At 45.4% G+C, this 17469-nt stretch carries 17 protein-coding genes; 7 read left to right on the forward strand and 10 right to left on the reverse strand.

Features of this window, described 5'->3' with window-relative positions; translation table 11 throughout:
• The first annotated feature begins 256 nt into the window (after positions 1-256).
• Positions 257-499: a cell division protein ZapB gene (gene zapB / locus PTE_RS08030; protein ID WP_036844887.1), complete on the forward strand. Its 243-nt coding sequence runs from the start codon at positions 257-259 to the stop codon at positions 497-499.
• 65 nt (positions 500-564) lie between these two features.
• Here zapB and rraA read toward each other — a convergent pair whose 3' ends face one another.
• From rraA to priA, 7 genes are all read right to left on the reverse strand, one after another.
• A complete protein-coding gene (gene rraA / locus PTE_RS08035; RefSeq protein ID WP_036844890.1) occupies positions 565-1074 on the reverse strand; it encodes a ribonuclease E activity regulator RraA in 510 nt (169 codons plus the stop codon).
• Positions 1075-1142: 68 nt separating this feature from the next.
• A complete protein-coding gene (locus PTE_RS08040; RefSeq protein ID WP_036844892.1) occupies positions 1143-2063 on the reverse strand; it encodes a 1,4-dihydroxy-2-naphthoate polyprenyltransferase in 921 nt (306 codons plus the stop codon).
• Between the two features lie 96 nt (positions 2064-2159).
• On the reverse strand, positions 2160-3491 hold the full coding sequence (gene hslU, locus PTE_RS08045; protein ID WP_036844895.1) for an ATP-dependent protease ATPase subunit HslU: 1332 nt from the start codon (positions 3489-3491) through the stop codon (positions 2160-2162).
• A gap of 11 nt (positions 3492-3502) precedes the next feature.
• Positions 3503-4033 carry an ATP-dependent protease subunit HslV gene (hslV, locus tag PTE_RS08050; RefSeq protein ID WP_036844897.1) on the reverse strand — a complete coding sequence of 177 codons (531 nt, stop codon included), beginning with the start codon at positions 4031-4033 and terminating at the stop codon, positions 3503-3505.
• Between the two features lie 122 nt (positions 4034-4155).
• A complete protein-coding gene (gene ftsN / locus PTE_RS08055) occupies positions 4156-4983 on the reverse strand; it encodes a cell division protein FtsN (protein ID WP_036844899.1) in 828 nt (275 codons plus the stop codon).
• A 69-nt stretch (positions 4984-5052) separates the two neighbouring features.
• On the reverse strand, positions 5053-6081 hold the full coding sequence (cytR, locus tag PTE_RS08060) for a DNA-binding transcriptional regulator CytR (RefSeq protein WP_036844901.1): 1029 nt from the start codon (positions 6079-6081) through the stop codon (positions 5053-5055).
• A 326-nt stretch (positions 6082-6407) separates the two neighbouring features.
• Positions 6408-8606, reverse strand: coding sequence for a primosomal protein N' (gene priA, locus PTE_RS08065; RefSeq protein ID WP_036844903.1), 2199 nt, complete (start codon positions 8604-8606; stop codon positions 6408-6410).
• A gap of 220 nt (positions 8607-8826) precedes the next feature.
• On the opposite strand from priA, the gene rpmE reads away from it, so the two are divergent.
• The gene (gene rpmE, locus PTE_RS08070; protein ID WP_036844905.1) at positions 8827-9042 is read left to right on the forward strand and encodes a 50S ribosomal protein L31; all 216 of its coding nucleotides are present in this window, start codon (positions 8827-8829) and stop codon (positions 9040-9042) included.
• A gap of 151 nt (positions 9043-9193) precedes the next feature.
• Here rpmE and metJ read toward each other — a convergent pair whose 3' ends face one another.
• The gene (gene metJ, locus PTE_RS08075; RefSeq protein WP_021325403.1) at positions 9194-9511 is read right to left on the reverse strand and encodes a met regulon transcriptional regulator MetJ; all 318 of its coding nucleotides are present in this window, start codon (positions 9509-9511) and stop codon (positions 9194-9196) included.
• A gap of 287 nt (positions 9512-9798) precedes the next feature.
• On the opposite strand from metJ, the gene metB reads away from it, so the two are divergent.
• The 3 genes from metB to metF all read left to right on the forward strand — a co-directional run bounded on the left by metB (position 9799) and on the right by metF (position 14637).
• Positions 9799-10959, forward strand: coding sequence for a cystathionine gamma-synthase (gene metB / locus PTE_RS08080; protein WP_036844907.1), 1161 nt, complete (start codon positions 9799-9801; stop codon positions 10957-10959).
• Positions 10960-10961: 2 nt separating this feature from the next.
• Positions 10962-13397 carry a bifunctional aspartate kinase/homoserine dehydrogenase II gene (locus PTE_RS08085; RefSeq protein WP_036844909.1) on the forward strand — a complete coding sequence of 812 codons (2436 nt, stop codon included), beginning with the start codon at positions 10962-10964 and terminating at the stop codon, positions 13395-13397.
• Between the two features lie 355 nt (positions 13398-13752).
• Entirely contained in the window at positions 13753-14637 is an 885-nt protein-coding gene (gene metF, locus PTE_RS08090; RefSeq protein ID WP_036844964.1) for a methylenetetrahydrofolate reductase, read from the forward strand.
• Positions 14638-15454: 817 nt separating this feature from the next.
• On the opposite strand, the gene PTE_RS24465 is transcribed toward metF, so the two are convergent.
• Positions 15455-15613, reverse strand: a complete 159-nt coding sequence (locus PTE_RS24465; RefSeq protein WP_157890170.1) for a type II toxin -antitoxin system TacA 1-like antitoxin — start codon at positions 15611-15613, stop codon at positions 15455-15457.
• 205 nt (positions 15614-15818) lie between these two features.
• On the opposite strand from PTE_RS24465, the gene PTE_RS08095 reads away from it, so the two are divergent.
• Together PTE_RS08095 and PTE_RS08100 are read left to right on the forward strand one after the other, a co-directional pair.
• Positions 15819-16754, forward strand: coding sequence for a hypothetical protein (locus PTE_RS08095; protein ID WP_036844912.1), 936 nt, complete (start codon positions 15819-15821; stop codon positions 16752-16754).
• Between the two features lie 2 nt (positions 16755-16756).
• A complete protein-coding gene (locus tag PTE_RS08100; RefSeq protein WP_070974870.1) occupies positions 16757-17152 on the forward strand; it encodes a type III secretion system chaperone family protein in 396 nt (131 codons plus the stop codon).
• A gap of 91 nt (positions 17153-17243) precedes the next feature.
• On the opposite strand, the gene PTE_RS08105 is transcribed toward PTE_RS08100, so the two are convergent.
• On the reverse strand, positions 17244-17432 hold the full coding sequence (locus PTE_RS08105; RefSeq protein WP_036844915.1) for a hypothetical protein: 189 nt from the start codon (positions 17430-17432) through the stop codon (positions 17244-17246).
• Between the last annotated feature and the right edge of the window lie 37 nt (positions 17433-17469).

The following is a 17469-nucleotide window of genomic DNA, read 5'->3' on the forward strand; positions in this document are numbered from 1 at the left end:
GCCTTTCAGTATTGAAAGGAAGGTTCTGTAAATTTATCGTTAATGCGCGGAAACGAGAAATAGCGAAATTGAAATGTGTGTGTTGTGTCAACAAAATGAGCAGTTCCGCATTTTTCTGGCGTTTTGCTAAAAATTAAAGTGTGAGACACTTTGTCGTTTTTATTTGATAGTTATTTCGCATGTGTTGGGGATGTTGCTAGACAGAGGCGCTTCGGCTACATACAATCAGGCGATTGCTTATAAGGGGGAACCGAGAATGTCATTTGAAGTTTTTGAAAAGCTGGAAGCCAAGGTTCAGCAGGCGATTGATACTATTACCCTGCTACAAATGGAAATTGAAGAATTAAAAGAAAAAAATAAGTCTTTGTCTCAGGAAATTGAAACCGCAGCCAGTAGCCGTGAGTCTCTGGTTCATGAGAATGAGCAATTAAAACAAGAGCAGCTAGTATGGCAGGAGCGTTTGCGTGCCTTGTTAGGCAAAATGGAAGATGTTCAGTAATTACAAATTGCCGGCAGACAAAAAAGGGCGATCCAAAAAATCGCCCTTGATTTTATACGCTGTCGTTAGATGATCTCTTCATCTTCGCTGTCATCAAGTGCCAGTGGCTCTTCGGATAGAATGATACCGGTATTGTCAGCATACAGATAATCGCCAGAGAAGAAGGTTACACCACCGAAATTTACCCGGATATCGCTTGCTCCGGTTCCTTCATCACGACAGCCAGCAGGGATGGCCGCGATAGCCTGAATACCAAGGTCGAGCTCTGCCAGCTGGTCAACCTGACGTACCGCACCGTAAACGACAATGCCTTCCCATCCATTTTGCACAGCGAGTTGTGCCAGTTCTGCGTCAATCAATGCCTGACGTACAGAACCACCACCATCTATCAGTAAAATACGGCCGTGACCGTTGTCTTCAAGCAGGTCATAAATCAACCCGTTGTCTTCAAAACATTTAACTGTGATGATTTGACCACCAAATGAAGTACGCCCACCAAAATTAGAGAACATAGGCTCTACCACATTTACTTCTTCTTGATAGATGTCACAAAGCTCGGAAGTATCATATTTCATAGGATTTACGTCTGGTTAAGGTATGGAACAGTAAGTATATCCCTTTCAGGCTGATGTTAGCAAAATCATCAATAACTAAGAATAAGTCCAGCCGAAAACAGAATGTTAGTCAGCAATGCTGCTTTAACCATGTGTTCCAGCATTGGGCGCATACTTTCTGGTGTGGGTTCGTTAAGCACATACCACATGTGTTTGATCAACAAAGGCAACGCGAGCAGGAACAGCCAACCGGACCAGCCTGGCAGATTTTGTATGGTAAATAAGCTTAAGCAGAGGATTGCTCCGATGATGAGACTGGCATGATAGTAGCGGGCTTTTTGGGGGCCGAGACGGACAGCAAGGGTGTTTTTGCCATTCCGTTTGTCATCTTCAATATCACGTAAGTTATTAATATTTAAAACAGCAGCGGAAAGAAGACCACAGGCGGTTGCCGGCAGCATGACAATCGAGTCAAAAAAACCTGCTTGAAGATAATAAGCCCCGGCAACACTTAACCAGCCAAAGAATATCAGTACGGAAATATCGCCAAGCCCTATATAGCCATAGGGTTTTGCGCCGACTGTATAGGTAATTGCAGCAACAATTGCCAGCAGACCAAGGACCAGAAAACCTAATATGTCCCTGGGTTCTTCACAGGCAACGGTAATGAGAGCAATTCCAGACAGACAAGCCAGCAGCACCGTAATCTTTAGCGCTTTTTTCATCTGCGAGGCGGTGATAACGCCTTTTTGCATACCGCGCAGCGGCCCGATACGTTTTTCGGTATCACTTCCTTTGACAACATCGCCGTAATCATTGGCGAGATTGGACAGAATTTGCAATATAGCCGCTGTTAACAGAGCCAGTAAGGCAACAGGCAGCTTGAAATGTCCTGTCCAGATGGCAAGGGAGGAGCCGGTAATAATGGCTGCAAGGGCGAGTGGCAGCGTTTTAGGGCGTAAACTTTCCAGCCATGCTTGAGTTTGATTGATGGGAGTTGGTGAGTTCATTTCTACGTTAACTTACTCCTTTAAATATTATAAAAAATAAATGGGAGGCTTGCCTCCCATCAATAATTATAGCGGATAAGGAATCGTATATTCCGATTATAGGATAAATCGGCTCAGATCTTCATCTGCAACCAGCTCATCTAAATGTTCTTTGACGTAATCAGCATTGATATCAACTGATTGGCCAGGACGTTCGCTGGCGTCAAAAGAGATATCTTCCATCAGTCGCTCAAGGACAGTATGCAAGCGACGCGCACCGATATTTTCAGTTGATTCGTTTACCTGCCATGCTGATTCAGCGATTTTGCGAATGCCATCAGCGGTGAAGCTGATATTCATTCCTTCTGTTGCCATCAGTGCTTTGTACTGTTCCGTCAGGGATGCATTGGGTTCAGTCAGAATACGCTCAAAATCTTCTGTGGTTAATGCCTGTAATTCTACACGGATCGGTAGACGCCCTTGTAATTCAGGGATCAGATCAGAAGGGCTGGAAACCTGGAATGCGCCGGAGGCGATAAACAGGATATGGTCTGTTTTTACCATGCCGTGTTTGGTGGATACCGTACAGCCTTCCACCAGTGGCAATAGGTCACGCTGAACACCTTCACGGGAAACATCAGGGCCGGAAGTCTGGCCGCGTTTACAGATTTTGTCGATTTCATCAATGAAGACGATACCGTGCTGTTCAACCGAATCAATGGCCTGTTGTTTCAATTCTTCTGGGTTAACCAGTTTAGCGGCTTCTTCTTCCACCAGCAGTTTGAAAGCATCTTTGATTTTCAGCTTACGGGATTTATGTTTCTGACCGGCAAGGTTCTGGAACATGGATTGCAACTGATTAGTCATCTCTTCCATGCCAGGAGGTGCCATGATCTCTACGCCCACTGGTGTGGTAGCAATATCGATCTCGATTTCTTTATCATCAAGTTGACCTTCACGTAACTTCTTACGGAATGCCTGACGAGCGGCTGAGGGTTCAGATTGCGTCTCTGCTTGTCCCCAGTTATTTTTTGCCGGTGGGATCAAGACATCCAGAATGCGTTCTTCTGCCAGTTCTTCAGCCCGGTAACGGTTTTTTTCAATGGATTGCAGACGAACCATTTTAACCGCCGCATCGGTCAAATCACGGATGATAGAATCGACTTCTTTACCAACATAGCCAACTTCGGTGAATTTTGTCGCTTCAACTTTGATGAATGGCGCGTTTGCCAGTTTTGCCAGCCGACGGGCGATTTCGGTTTTACCGACACCTGTTGGGCCAATCATCAGAATATTTTTAGGCGTCACTTCATAACGCAGCATTTCATTCAGCTGCATACGACGCCAGCGGTTACGGAGTGCGATAGCTACAGCGCGTTTCGCTTTGTCCTGACCAATGATATGGTTGTCAAGTTCGCTGACAATTTCGCGTGGAGTCATTTCAGACATACTATCTACCCTTACGCTTTTGAAGGAAGTTCTTCGAAGTTGTGATTATGGTTGGTGTAAATACAGATATCACCGGCAATTGTCAGTGCTTTTTCTGCAATTTCTCTGGCACTGAGATCGGTATTTTCCAGCATTGCCCGTGCAGCGGACTGCGCGTATGGACCACCGGAGCCAATGGCAATCAGGTCATTTTCCGGCTGAATGACATCGCCGTTACCTGTAACGATCAGGGAGGTATTTTCATCTGCGACTGCCAGCAACGCTTCCAGTTTGCGCAGCATGCGGTCGGTCCGCCAGTCTTTGGCAAGTTCAACGGCTGCCTTGGTCAGATGCCCTTGATGCATTTCAAGTTTACGTTCAAACAGTTCAAACAGAGTAAAAGCGTCTGCTGTACCGCCAGCAAAACCCGCGATTACTTTGTCATTATAGAGGCGGCGAACTTTGCGGACATTGCCTTTCATGACGGTATTACCCATCGTTGCCTGTCCATCACCACCGATTACGACTTGGCCGTTACGGCGAACACTTACGATTGTAGTCACGAGTAAGCCCTTGGTTACAAAATAGATAAATGTGACGCACGGTACTTTCGACAGTGTATATGGCTATCGAAAATACCGTGTGCACAGTGCTAGCAGTATAAATGGGGGAGAATTATCATTTTTCAACCCCCAGTAACACGGAGAATACAACCGGGTACGCCAGCGCCTTTCAGGCGTTCCTGCATTTTTCCTGCGGTGCTTTTACTGTAAGGGCCAAGAACGACACGATGCCAGCCGTCTCCTGTTATGATTTGGCTTTCAATACCCGAAAATGCCAGGCTGGCGCGTACGGATTCAGCCTGGTCCATATTGCGGAATGAACCACATTGCAAAATCATACGTTGTGCATTTTCTGCTGGTTGAGGCTTGTTAGTTTCAGCCGGTGGTGGTGTCTGCGGCTGAACTGGCTGAGTTTGTATTTTTTGTTGTGGCAATGTTGGCTGAGGTTGTGGCTGTGGTCTTGTTTCCAGCGGTTGTTGCGTCTCTTCTGATGGTTTGATGATCACTTGTGAACGTGGTACTTGAACGCCATTGTATGGAATTTCTGGCAGTGAGGTCGCGGGTTGACGCATATCTGCCTGCATTTGTTCAAGTAACTGCCGTTGTTCTGCGGTCAGCGGAATGCGTGAATTTGTCTGCTTGCCGGATGATGGCTCACGTGGCGTCGCGATACCAACAGGGCGATTTTCCAATTCTTTGATATAGCGCCAGCGCTCTTCTGGTTTTGGTGGTAAGCCATTATTTTGCTGAGGATGTTTTGGTAGTACGTCTGGCGCGCTTTCTTGTCCATTGTGGGTAATAAAGTAAAGGCCGCCAATAAAGATAACGACCAATGCTACCGCGACTGCCAGAGTGGTTTTTGGCAGACCCTGGGACGGGTATTTTTTCTTATCGGTGTTTTTACGGCGGGTGTTTGAACGCCCGCGACTCACATAATCTCGTTGTGCCACTGTCTAATTCGCTGAGTTATTTAAATAAAAGAAAATAAACGACATGTTACTTAACCTGGAGTTATTTGCCTAGCTTTTAGGCGAACAGGTGCTTTGCCGAATGATTAATTCAGATTCCAGTAATTGGGAACCGCCAGATGTTGTATGGCCTTGGATTTGATCTAGTAACAGTAGCATCGCTTTTTGACCAATCTCATAACGGGGCTGTCCAACGGTAGTCAATGGCGGATCGCTATACATGGACAGACTTAAGTTGTCGAACCCGATGATTGATAAATCTTGCGGTATTCTTAAGCCCATTCTTTTAGCCTGCCACATAACACCAACCGCCATTACATCGCTGTGGCAGAAAATGGCGGTTGGGGGTTCTGGCAGAGACATCAGCTGTTTGGTCAGCTTTGCGCCACTTTCATGGGTAAAGTTACCCTGGACGATATAATCTTCACGGATTGTCCCGCCAGAGCGACGCAATGCCTGAATATATCCTTGAAGGCGGTAGCGGCAAAGCAGGATATCTTCCGGCCCGGAGATACAGCCAATGTGTTTATGCCCCAGTGTTTGCAGGTAATAAGTGGCATTGAATGCTGCGGTCAGGTTATCAATGTGAATAGTCGGCAGTTCCAGCTCGGGTGCAAATTCGTTTGCCATGACCATGGGTGGCAGGTTTTTTTGTTCTTCTTTGCTGGCGTCAAATGGGATATTGGAGCCAAGCAGCAATAGGCCATCAATTTGTTTGGTGACAATCAGGTTGAGAAATGCGTGTTGCTGTTTTTGCTGATGTTGACAATCACCGATTAAAACCAGATAACCCTGTTGCGTTGCTGTCTCTTCAATACCGCAAATCACATCAGTGAAAAAGGGATCACTGATATTCGGCACGATGATTAAAACCGTTTTCGACTCACTGCGTTTAAGATTACGGGATAAATTATTTGGGTAATAACCCACAGCCAGTACAGCTTGTTCCACTTTTTGTCGTGTCTGGGAAGAAACTTTTTCTGGATTCATGAGTGTTCTTGATACTGTTGCGGTAGAAACGCCAGCCACTTCAGCGACATCTTTCATCGTTGCGGAGGTGCCATTCTTTTTCTGCTCCAAAACTCACTCCTCATTTCCTGACTGATTAGTTAAACGATTGTCATTTTCTGGTTGCCGGGAAACCGTCAGTGACGTTAAGCAAGTCACGACATTTGGTTTAAGGTGATGACAATGTTATTAAGGGACCATTCTAAACAGTTTGGCAAATTCGTTTATTCCTTAGTTTGCAAAAAAGTGTGATATAAATCATTTATTCGATATAGCTCGCAAATTAGTGAATAATTTTTTATTGATTAAGGATGACTCAGGGTGATTTTACTCAGTCGCAAATAGAAGTATGTTTAATCTGATAAAGTTATATGTTTTAAAATAAAGGTGATTAATCACTAACCATCCGTTGGATCAACATCAATATTCCATTTTACTTTCCGGGTTTGTGGCAGAGCCATTATTTGTGGATAAACCATCGTCATGATTTTTTGTAAAAAAATTCTGGATGGATGTTGAATCAATAGTTGCCAGCGATAACGACCACTTCTTTTGGCCTGTAATGCGGGAACCGGCCCCATGATCCATAGGTTATTATCACGCAGAGGATGATTTTCAAAAAGCAGACGCAAGTGCTGTAAAAAAGCGGGTGCTTGCTGATTATCGTGATCTTCTGATCGCAAGATAATATGGCTGGTAAATGGCGGCAGAAATACACTTTGGCGTTCATCCATCGCCTGAGTCGCGAAGGCGTCATAACCTTTATTCAGTAAAATTTGCAGTAACGGATGGTCAGGATGATGAGTTTGGAGAACCACTTCTCCCCGTTTACCTGCCCGGCCGGCCCGACCAGAAACTTGCGTATAAAGTTGTGCGAAGCGTTCTGCTGCCCGGAAATCTGCTGAGAACAGGGCACCGTCAACATCCAGCAAAGCGACCAGTGTGACATCAGAGAAATGGTGGCCTTTTGCCAGCATTTGGGTACCAATCAGTATACGGGCACCACCGGCATGAATGTCGGCCAGTTGTTGTTCCAGTGTTCCTTTGCGGCTGGTGGTATCCCGGTCAATGCGGGTAACCGGTACATCAGGGAACAATGCTGTAATACCGTCTTCAAGTTGCTCTGTGCCAAGGCCAACAGGTTGAAGATGAGTAGAACCGCATTGTGGACACTGACGCGGAACCGGGCGTTGGCTGTCACAATGATGGCAACGCAACTGACGATGGTGTTGATGCAAGGTGTAATAATGGTCACAGCGTTGGCATTCTGCAATCCAGCCACATTCATGGCAGAGCAGAGCAGGTGAGTAACCACGGCGGTTGAGAAACAGTATTACCTGATTATCGGCTTGCAGGTGCTCTTCAATGCACTTTATCAGTGGTTGAGATAACCCGGATTTGAGTGGCAAGCCTTTTAAATCCAACAGATGTTGAGTTGCTGGCTGGGCATGACCTGCTCGTTTGGATAATGTTAGTTGGCAGTATTTGCCCTGTTGCACATTATAAAGTGTCTCCAGTGCCGGCGTCGCAGAGCCCATAATCACCGGGATATTCTCTTTTTTTGCTCTGAATACCGCTAAATCACGAGCATGGTAACGCCAGCCCTCCTGTTGTTTGTAAGAACTGTCGTGTTCTTCATCGATAATGATGACGCCAAGGCAGGTAAAAGGGGTAAATAAAGCTGAACGTGTGCCGATGACAATTGCGTTCTCACCACGTTGTGCCCGTAACCATACAGCAAGGCGTTCACTATCATTCAGGGCTGAATGAAGAACATCAACCGGAGCATTAAAGCGTTCTCTGAAACGACGGATTGTTTGTGGTGTCAGGCCAATTTCCGGTACAAGTATCAGCGCTTGTTTACCTTGCGCCAGAATATTTTCCAGTACACTGAGATAAACTTCTGTTTTACCTGATCCGGTAATACCGGCTAGTAACCAGGGAGAAAATTGCTGGTCCTCCGCACGGATAGCACCAACTGCTGTGGCTTGTTCCGTATTTAATTTCAGGCGTTCGCCGGTGATTTGGAAGTGACTCCGCCAGTTCTGAGATTCAGGTTGCACTGGGTATAAATCAATAAGTGACTTCTTTTTGAGTGACAGGAAGGCACTTTCGCTTAATTCCAATTCTGTAATCTGATGGCGATATATCGCTTTTCTGCGTAGTGTTGCCAGCACCTGTTGCTGCTTAGGTGAACGTTTCAATTGCGCCAAGGGTATTTCAGCTCCCGCCGAAGTCAGTTGCCATTGCCAGAGCGGGGCAGATTCAGCGGGCTTTCCTTGACGAAGCAGTATCGGCAATGCATGGAACAGCACTTCTCCAATGGGATAATGGTAATAGCTGGATGCCCAGAGTAATAATTGCCAGAGATCTTCTGAAAACAGGGAGTGAGTATCGAGAATAGATTCTATTGATTTCAGTTGTTCTGCTGGAATATCACTACTATCAGTGGTTCCGGTGACGATGCCAATTGCCTTGCGGTTGCCAAATGGGACGATTACCCGCATCCCTGCAACAGGTAATTGAGTTTCTGTGGGCAACAGATAATCAAAAGAGCGGGCAAGGGGGATAGGCAGGGCAACCTGAACAACAGCCATAAAATTATTCCATAAGATCAATGAGTAAGTCAGAGTATAATAAAAAATTGATTATAGAGTATCACAGACCATGAGCGGATTTCATTGCGGGATAGGTAGATATTCTGTATGATCCGCCGCCTTTGGTACAAAAGATACCAAACTTATTTTATCAACACGACGTGTGGTGTCTGGCGGCAACAGGGCTGGATAGCGACACGGCCTTAACAGAGGTTATCCCATGAAAAAAGATATTCATCCTAAATATGAAGCAGTTACTGCAACTTGTTCTTGCGGTAATGTAATGCAGATCAAATCTACCGTTAATCACGCTCTGAACCTGGACGTATGTGGCCAATGCCACCCATTCTATACTGGTAAACAACGTGATGTTGCTACCGGTGGTCGTGTTGATCGTTTCAACAAACGTTTCAACGTTCCAGGTGTTGGCAAGTAATTGCCAAATTGGGTCTGCTTATAAAGCAGATCAGCTGGTACGAACAAACGCCCGATGTTTTGCATCGGGCGTTTTGTATTTAAATCGGTCATTCTGTATTTTAATATAGTAAAAACCCCCTGAGCTTTGCAGGAGGTTCCTTATACCACTATCAATATTCCCAGGTATCGGGATCAATGCCTAATTCCCGCATGATCCCTTTGGCAGCCTCTGGGATTTCGTCATTACGCTCTTTGCGTAAATCAGCGTCATCGGGCAGTGGTTGCCCGGTAAATGCATGCAGGAATGCTTCACACAGCAATTCACTGTTAGTCGCGTGACGCAGGTTATTTACCTGGCGGCGGGTGCGCTCATCAGTGAGGATCCTCAACACTTTCAAAGGAATTGAAACTGTGATTTTCTTCACTTGTTCGCTTTTTTTGCCATGTTCAGCATAAGGGCTGACATATTCACCGTTCCACTCGGCCATGGGGTACCTTAAATAGTCGTGAAATCATAAAAGTAAGCCGGATAACAGAACCCGCTTTCGTTGCAAAATATTGCCATTTTATCGTGATTTCCTTATCAATTATACAGTTATAGTATATGCGATAAACTAATGACTACTAATAATAAAAGCAGCATAGTTGTAATGGATAATTATCCCATTACTTAATCTAACCGTAAAGAGGTTTGGATGTCTAGATGTATTGACGTCTATTGTGGTGGCGGGTATTCTTCCCTGACTCGAATTTATGACAGGCAGTGGTGACTGATATGACACGCAAACAGGCAACAATAGCAGTTCGCAGTGGGCTGAATAATGATGAGCAGTATGGCTGTGTTGTTCCGCCTATTTATCTTTCCAGTACATATAATTTTACAGATTTTAATCAGCCGAGAACACATGATTATTCCCGGAGGGGTAATCCAGGCCGCGATATGGTGCAGAGGGTATTGGCTGAACTGGAGGGGGGAGTCGGTGCTGTTATGACCAGCAGCGGTATGTCAGCGATTCACCTGTTATGCACGGTTTTTCTTAAGCCGGGCGATCTGTTGGTTGCTCCTCATGACTGTTATGGTGGCAGCTACCGCTTGTTTGACAGCCAGAGTAAACGCGGTGCTTATGAAGTGGCTTTTATCGATCAGAGTGATGAACAGGCGTTAAAACAGGTATTGTCCAGAAAGCCAAAGTTGGTATTAATTGAAACGCCAAGTAATCCTTTATTGCGTATCGTGGATATTGCCCATATATGCCAGCTTTCCCATGAGGTCGGTGCGACAGTGATTGTCGATAACACTTTCCTGAGTCCTGTATTACAAAAACCGCTGGCATTGGGGGCAGATCTGGTTGTTCATTCCTGTACTAAATATCTTAACGGACATTCTGATGTTATTGCCGGAGCCATTATTGCAAAGGATGAAGATATCGCGACGGAGCTTGCCTGGTGGGCGAATAATATTGGTGTGACCGGTGCGGCGTTTGATAGTTATCTTCTGTTGCGTGGGATGCGTACTTTATCGCCACGGATCCTTTTACAGCAAAATAATGCGCGGGAGATTGTGAATTATCTTCAACAACAACCGCTAGTGAAGAAACTTTTTTATCCTGCTTTGAAAGATCATCCAGGGCATGAAATTGCCTGTAAGCAACAGTCCGGTTTTGGTGCAATGATAAGTTTTGAGTTAGATGGCAATGAATCGGCAATACGTTGTTTTCTGTCTGAGTTGAAATTATTTACTTTGGCGGAATCATTGGGAGGCGTGGAAACGTTGATTTCCCATACTGCTACCATGACTCATGCGGGAATGTCAGCACAGGCAAGAGCAGAAGCGGGTATTACGGATTCATTGTTGCGTGTTTCTGTGGGTATTGAAGATAGTCAGGATTTAATCGCTGATTTGGAAAATGCATTTCAGGCAGTAGTAAAGGAGTGACCATGAGTGCACTGGCAGTAGCAGGGGCGGAAAATGGCCGCCAATTACATAAGTTTGGTGGAAGCAGTCTCGCGGATGTGAAATGTTATCAACGGGTAGCCAAGATTATGGCTAATTACAGTCAACCTGGTGATTTAATGGTGGTATCCGCGGCAGGCAGTACAACCAACCAGTTAATTAACTGGCTTAAGCTCAGCCAGAACGATCGTATTTCTGCCCATCAGGTACAGCAGGTTTTGCGCCGTTATCAGCAGGATCTTATCAGAGGTTTGCTGCCTGAAACTGTTGCTGAAGAATTGGTGAAGTATTTTATTGCCGATCTTGAAAGGTTGAGTGCATTACTGGATAAGCCGGTGAGTGATGTGACTTATGCGGAAGTTGTGGGGCACGGAGAGATCTGGTCTGCACGTTTGATGTCAGCGGTGCTTGAAGCTCAGGGTATCCCCAGTGACTGGGTGGATGCCCGTCAGTTTTTACGCGCGGAGCGGGCGGCTCAACCTCAAGTTGATGTTGACCTTTCTCAGCCATTATTGAATCAGCTGTTAACGCAAAATCTTAATAACCGACTGGTTGTAACGGGATTTATCTCCAGTAATCATGATGGAGAAACGGTTTTACTGGGGAGAAATGGCAGTGACTATTCTGCAACGCAGGTTGGTGCTCTGGCAGGGGCTAAACGGGTAACCATCTGGAGTGATGTCGCCGGTGTTTACAGCGCCGATCCGAGAAAAGTAAAAGACGCCTGTCTGTTACCTTTATTACGTCTGGATGAAGCGAGTGAGCTTGCTCGTCTTGCAGCACCTGTGCTGCATACCCGTACCTTACAGCCCGTTTCCGTCAGTGATATTGATTTACTGCTGCGTTGCAGCTACCAGCCGGAGCAGGGTTCTACCCGTGTTGAAAGGGTGTTGGCTTCCGGGACTGGGGCGAAAATTGTCACCAGCCATGATGAAGTTTGTCTGATTGAGTTGCATGTGGCTGCTCATAATGATTTTAAACAGATATACAAAGATATTGATCTGTTGTTAAAACGGGGACAAATCCGCCCACTGGCAACCGGTATCCATCCAGACTGTAACCTGATTCAGCTCTGTTACACTGCCGAAGTGGTGAATAGTGCACTGGAGGTTTTGGAAGATGCTGTGCTGCCGGGGAAACTTTCCCTGAGAGAAGGATTGGCATTGGTGGCGCTGGTTGGGGCAGGTGTATGTAAGAATCCATTGCATTGCCATCGTTTTTATCAGCAGCTTAAAGATCAACCGGTAGAATTTATCTGGCATGCGGAGGATGGTATCAGTCTTGTCGCTGTGTTGCGGACTAATCAGACTGAACATGTGATTCAGGGGCTGCATCAGAGTTTGTTCCGTGCTGAAAAGCGCATTGGCCTGATTTTGTTTGGTAAAGGGAATATCGGCTCCCGTTGGCTGGAGTTATTCGCCCGTGAGCAGAAAAATATTTCTGCCCGCAGTGATTTTGAATTTATTCTGGCTGGTGTGGCGGATAGTCGCCGTAGTTTACTCGACTATCAGGGGATTAATGCCAGCCGGGCACTAGCTTTCTTTGATGCTGAAGCGACAGACCATGATGTCGATGAGCTGTTCCTGTGGATGCGGGCGCACCCTTATGACGATCTGGTGATCCTGGATGTGACTGCCAGTGAAGAACTGGCACGATGTTACAGTGATTTTGCCAGTTATGGTTTCCATGTTATCAGTGCCAATAAAATTGCCGGTGCTTCCAGTAGTAACGATTATCGTCTTATTCGTGACGCATTTGCCAAAACCGGTCGTCATTGGTTTTACAATGCAACTGTTGGCGCAGGCTTACCGATCAACCATACCGTGAGAGATTTACGCGAGAGTGGCGATACCATTTTGTCCATCAGTGGTATTTTCTCCGGTACGTTATCTTGGCTGTTTCTGCAATTTGATGGTTCAGTGCCATTCAGTGATTTGGTTGAACAGGCGTGGCAGCAGGGATTGACCGAGCCGGATCCACGAATTGATCTGTCTGGTCAGGATGTCATGCGTAAACTGATTATCCTCGCCCGTGAAGCCGGCTATGAGATTGAACCAGAGCAGGTGCGTGTTGAGTCATTAGTGCCGAAAGAAGCGAAATCAGGTTCTATTGAGCAGTTCTTTGATAACAGCGGTGCTATCAATGAGCAAATGATACAGCGATTGGCTGCGGCACAGGAAATGGGCATGGTATTGCGCTATGTTGCCCGTTTTGATGCGAATGGTAAGGCTAAAGTCGGTGTTGAAGCGGTACGTCCCGATCACCCATTGGCTTCCTTGTTACCGTGCGACAATGTATTCGCGATTGAGAGCCGTTGGTATCGTGATAATCCGCTGGTGATCCGTGGTCCGGGTGCCGGTCGTGATGTCACAGCAGGTGCGATTCAGTCTGATCTTAACCGTTTGTCACAACTGCTTTAGGTTGCAAATCCCCACTTGTTAGCTGATGTAATTTCCTTCGCTTGATATTTGAGATAACGAGAGGAAGGGTGTTCTGGTAAAGACACCCTTCTTCATCGTTATCGCAGCCTTGGGTATCTTGATCTGCCAAATTGGTATAAACAGCGCCAAAGATTTCTTGATGAATTTTTTTCCGATTCAGAATGAATATTACTCATTCTCTTAGCTCAAATTTATTGTTGACTAAAAAATCCCAATCCTTCATCTTATTTAGACGTCTAAACGTATAGGTGGTTAGGTGTTTAGACGTTTAAATAAAAGTAACTGGCAAATTATAAGACAGGAAATTATTCCGCTTGTTAACGAGGTACAGGGTATGAGTTTTTTTCACGCTAATCAGCGAGAAGCGCTGAATCAGAATCTGGCTGAACTGGAAGGGCAGATCCGTGTTTCATTTGAATTCTTTCCACCGCGCACAGCTGAAATGGAAAAAACCCTGTGGAAATCCATTGGTCGCTTGAGCACCCTCAAGCCTAAATTTGTTTCCGTTACTTATGGGGCTAACTCTGGTGAACGTGATCGCACCCATAGCATTATCAAAGGAATAAAAGAGAAAACCGGTCTTGAGGCTGCTCCGCACCTCACCTGTATTGATGCCAGCCGCGATGAATTGTGTGAAATCGCCCGTGATTATTGGAATAATGGAATTCGTCATATTGTGGCTTTGCGGGGGGATTTACCTGATAACAGTGAAAAACCCAAAATGTATGGGGCTGATCTGGTTGAATTACTTAAGAAAGAAGCTGATTTTGATATTTCAGTGGCTGCTTACCCTGAAGTTCATCCTGAAGCGAAAAATTCTCAGGCTGATCTGATTTGCCTGAAACGAAAGATTGATGCGGGTGCGAACCGTGCGATTACTCAATTCTTCTTTGATGTGGAAAGTTATCTGCGTTTTCGTGACCGCTGTGTTGCTGCCGGAATTGAGGTGGAAATCGTACCGGGTATTCTGCCGGTATCCAACTTCCGTCAGCTGAAACGTTTTGCGACAATGACCAATGTTCGTATTCCAAGCTGGATGACCAGAATGTTTGAGGGGCTGGATGATGACCCTGAAAGCTCTAATCTGGTTGGTGCTTCTATTGCAATGGATATGGTGAAAATTTTAAGTCGTGAAGGTGTGAAAGATTTTCACTTTTATACCTTAAACCGTGCGGAACTGAGTTATGCAATTTGTCATACTCTGGGTGTTCGTCCTTAATCATTGGCTCTTATTAAGACATGTCGCTTAGTAAGAGCATATTTTTTCCGCTGTATTGCTATGAATAGTAAATTCTTATTATCTTTATGAATATTAAGGTTAATATACTTTTGATATTTAATTTTATATAGCTGAAAGGATAAAGGGGTTTTAATGTTAATAAATAATTTATTGTTATCAATTAAATGATTAGTCGAATCTGCCAGTTGAAATTAATATTTTATTACATAAAATTTACTGATTTACTGATTTACTGATTTACTGATTTACTGATTTACTGATTTACTGATTGTTTATCCTGCCATGTTTAATTCATTTGTCTGCGATTTTATACTCTGCTTATTTTACATTAGCCTAACCTGCTGTAATCATTTAAAAACGTGAATGTAGAAATATTAAATATTTTAGATCAGGAGCGGATTTAATTTAATAAATGTAACTTTTTAGCAGGATAGTTAATGGTATTTAATAGAAAATCATTAACCGTTAATAGCGAGTTGAAAGTAAATCTTCACGTAAAAGAATATTATCCGAATAAGATAGGTGTTTAAGCGTTTTCACTCCGGTTATTTTATGAAGAAAACCATAAAAATAACGCAATAAAAAAGGGATAAAACGGTTAATTTGGCAGGATTTAAACCTTGGATAAAGGGGCTGATTATCCGAGAAAACAGAAAAGGATATTTTTATATTATCAGGCTATTTACTTGCTGATTTATGAAGGGTAGATTCGACTAATAAATAGATGTTGATACTCTCTCCTATGCTAAAAATGTGAGATCTCGCCCTGATTTGACCAATGATACCGTTCTCATCCTTAATTAACGAAATAGTTCAATTTAAAGTGGGATCCTGCCCTGTTAGCCGCCGTATGCACGAATGCAGCTATTGTTGTGCCCATCAAAGCCGCTGCGCGAGAAATAACTTCCTTTTCATCAATATCCATCTTTAAATCAAATCGAGTAACAGCAGTCATAAGCATTTTCCTATAAATACAGTAAATTAACGTATGCAGCATTTTACTGTATAAAATTTGAGTAGGTAAGTTTGAGTATTGAGTCGATAACGGAAATCTTCTGATTACCCAAAACAGACAAAAGTCTGATCACTTTTTTACATAAGCAGGGCAGGAAAAATACTAAGATGCCCCTAATTAACTCAACCTAATTTTGGAAAAGATCATGCCAATCTCACCCATTAGCGGCCGTATGCCACTTAGCCAAATGCAGGCTCCTCAGCACGCTGCCGTCTCTCCTCTACTCGAACAGGGCAACCGTCTGTTCGAACAGTCTGTTCGACGTGGTCCTCTGCACTTCCAGAGTTCGGATCTCAAACAGTTGATCACTGAACTGCGCCAGTTGCAGAGTGCCCCCAGCAGCGGGCAGGCCCAACGGGTACAAGATGCTATCCAGCACTGGGAGAACCACCATCCCAAAGAGGTGGAGGCCCGGGGCACCCGCCTCACCGAACTCAAACAGGCTCTGTCGGAACAGGGTGTTATGGTGCGTGCCCACCAGCCAAATGTGGTCGCGCCCGGTATCAAGGCCATGTTGCAACAGGCCATGCCAACCTTGCAGAAGATGGGAACCTATGCATGCACCGATGCAGGCACCTTCGTTAGCAAGCAGAATTCCCAATATCAGCAAATTATGGAGAGGTTACGGTTATTCAATGATAATCCTGAGCGCCAGAAGGTTAACAGCCAGGCCAACATGATGTCCAACATGGCAGCCATCGCCGCCAAGCGAGGCAACGTCAGCCTCAACCAGTTGCAATCCATCGCCCGCCATGTCGCTCAGGCCCAGGCTGGCTGCTGTACCACCTTGGCCTACTCTGCGGCAGCAGAATTGATGAAGCACAATCAAGACGACCAGCAGCGCATTGAGGTAGTCGCTCATCGTGGCTCCAAGGGGCATACCCAGACCCACTGCTTCGTAGTGATCGGTCGCGATCCCAACAGTGAGCTTGGCAAACCTGAAACCTGGGGTTCCCAGGCACGTGTCATCGATCCTTGGGCTGCGACCATAGGTGGCGAACTGCAAGGTACGCCGAGTAATCCTCCAATCGCCAACCTGTGGCCGCCGACTGAATCCGTGTTTGACAATCATAAAGAGTAATCATGTTCAATCTCCTATTATCGGATCTGTGCCGGCTCCTTGGTCAGACCGAGGAGTCCCTGCACCCGGAGGGGCTTGATCTGCCGCTCGGTCCTTTTAGCCTGCATATTCGCCAACGCGATGAGCTGGTAACTTTGTTTATTCCGCTGGGTGATGTCCAACCCCGCTCTTTGGCTACATTAGCCGACTGGCCGCCGTTGCAATTGAGCCGCAGTGGCGAGGGTGAGACTCTGCTTTGGAGCCGAGAATGGCTGGAAAAGCTGGATGCTGAGTTGCTGGCCAGCTTAGTCGGACGGATGTTACAGCAAGCTAGGGACCTTACGGCTACATTCCCTACCACTGAAAACCAAGGATGGCCGCCATTAGGTATTCAAGGGACCTCGTGGCACAAAGTTTAGCAAAAGTCGCTGTAAACCTTCGCCTAATGCGGGCGGGAATATCAGGCGAAAAAACCGAATGGCTTGATTACGATGAGAATTAATGCCAGAGTCAGTTACCTCTATGCCAGCGCGCGCAATCGCTCAGTGTTGTGGTCAACAGCTCAATATCATTTTTGATATCTCTGATAATGGCTACAGCCGAGGTTTCTCTGACAGAAATAGGTGGTGTTAAATAAGCCGATTTCACCAGCGTGATGCGTAATGGTAAAAAGATGCTCAAGGTGCTTGAATCTGTCATATAGCAGGAAACTATCGGCGTCGATACTTGCGCATAA

Origin of the sequence: Photorhabdus khanii NC19 (assembly GCF_000517265.1) — a bacterium.
Classification (GTDB): domain Bacteria; phylum Pseudomonadota; class Gammaproteobacteria; order Enterobacterales; family Enterobacteriaceae; genus Photorhabdus; species Photorhabdus khanii.

What these genes read in the sequence shown, in the direction of transcription:
- zapB (WP_036844887.1), top strand. Translation starts at nt 257, where the DNA reads ATGTCATTTGAAGTTTTTGAAAAGCTGGAAGCCAAGGTTCAGCAGGCG.
- rraA (WP_036844890.1), bottom strand. Translation starts at nt 1,074, where the DNA reads ATGAAATATGATACTTCCGAGCTTTGTGACATCTATCAAGAAGAAGTA.
- PTE_RS08040 (WP_036844892.1), bottom strand. Translation starts at nt 2,063, where the DNA reads ATGAACTCACCAACTCCCATCAATCAAACTCAAGCATGGCTGGAAAGT.
- hslU (WP_036844895.1), bottom strand. Translation starts at nt 3,491, where the DNA reads ATGTCTGAAATGACTCCACGCGAAATTGTCAGCGAACTTGACAACCAT.
- priA (WP_036844903.1), bottom strand. Translation starts at nt 8,606, where the DNA reads ATGGCTGTTGTTCAGGTTGCCCTGCCTATCCCCCTTGCCCGCTCTTTT.
- rpmE (WP_036844905.1), top strand. Translation starts at nt 8,827, where the DNA reads ATGAAAAAAGATATTCATCCTAAATATGAAGCAGTTACTGCAACTTGT.
- metJ (WP_021325403.1), bottom strand. Translation starts at nt 9,511, where the DNA reads ATGGCCGAGTGGAACGGTGAATATGTCAGCCCTTATGCTGAACATGGC.
- metB (WP_036844907.1), top strand. Translation starts at nt 9,799, where the DNA reads ATGACACGCAAACAGGCAACAATAGCAGTTCGCAGTGGGCTGAATAAT.
- PTE_RS08085 (WP_036844909.1), top strand. Translation starts at nt 10,962, where the DNA reads ATGAGTGCACTGGCAGTAGCAGGGGCGGAAAATGGCCGCCAATTACAT.
- metF (WP_036844964.1), top strand. Translation starts at nt 13,753, where the DNA reads ATGAGTTTTTTTCACGCTAATCAGCGAGAAGCGCTGAATCAGAATCTG.
- PTE_RS24465 (WP_157890170.1), bottom strand. Translation starts at nt 15,613, where the DNA reads ATGACTGCTGTTACTCGATTTGATTTAAAGATGGATATTGATGAAAAG.
- PTE_RS08095 (WP_036844912.1), top strand. Translation starts at nt 15,819, where the DNA reads ATGCCAATCTCACCCATTAGCGGCCGTATGCCACTTAGCCAAATGCAG.
- PTE_RS08100 (WP_070974870.1), top strand. Translation starts at nt 16,757, where the DNA reads ATGTTCAATCTCCTATTATCGGATCTGTGCCGGCTCCTTGGTCAGACC.
- PTE_RS08105 (WP_036844915.1), bottom strand. Translation starts at nt 17,432, where the DNA reads ATGACAGATTCAAGCACCTTGAGCATCTTTTTACCATTACGCATCACG.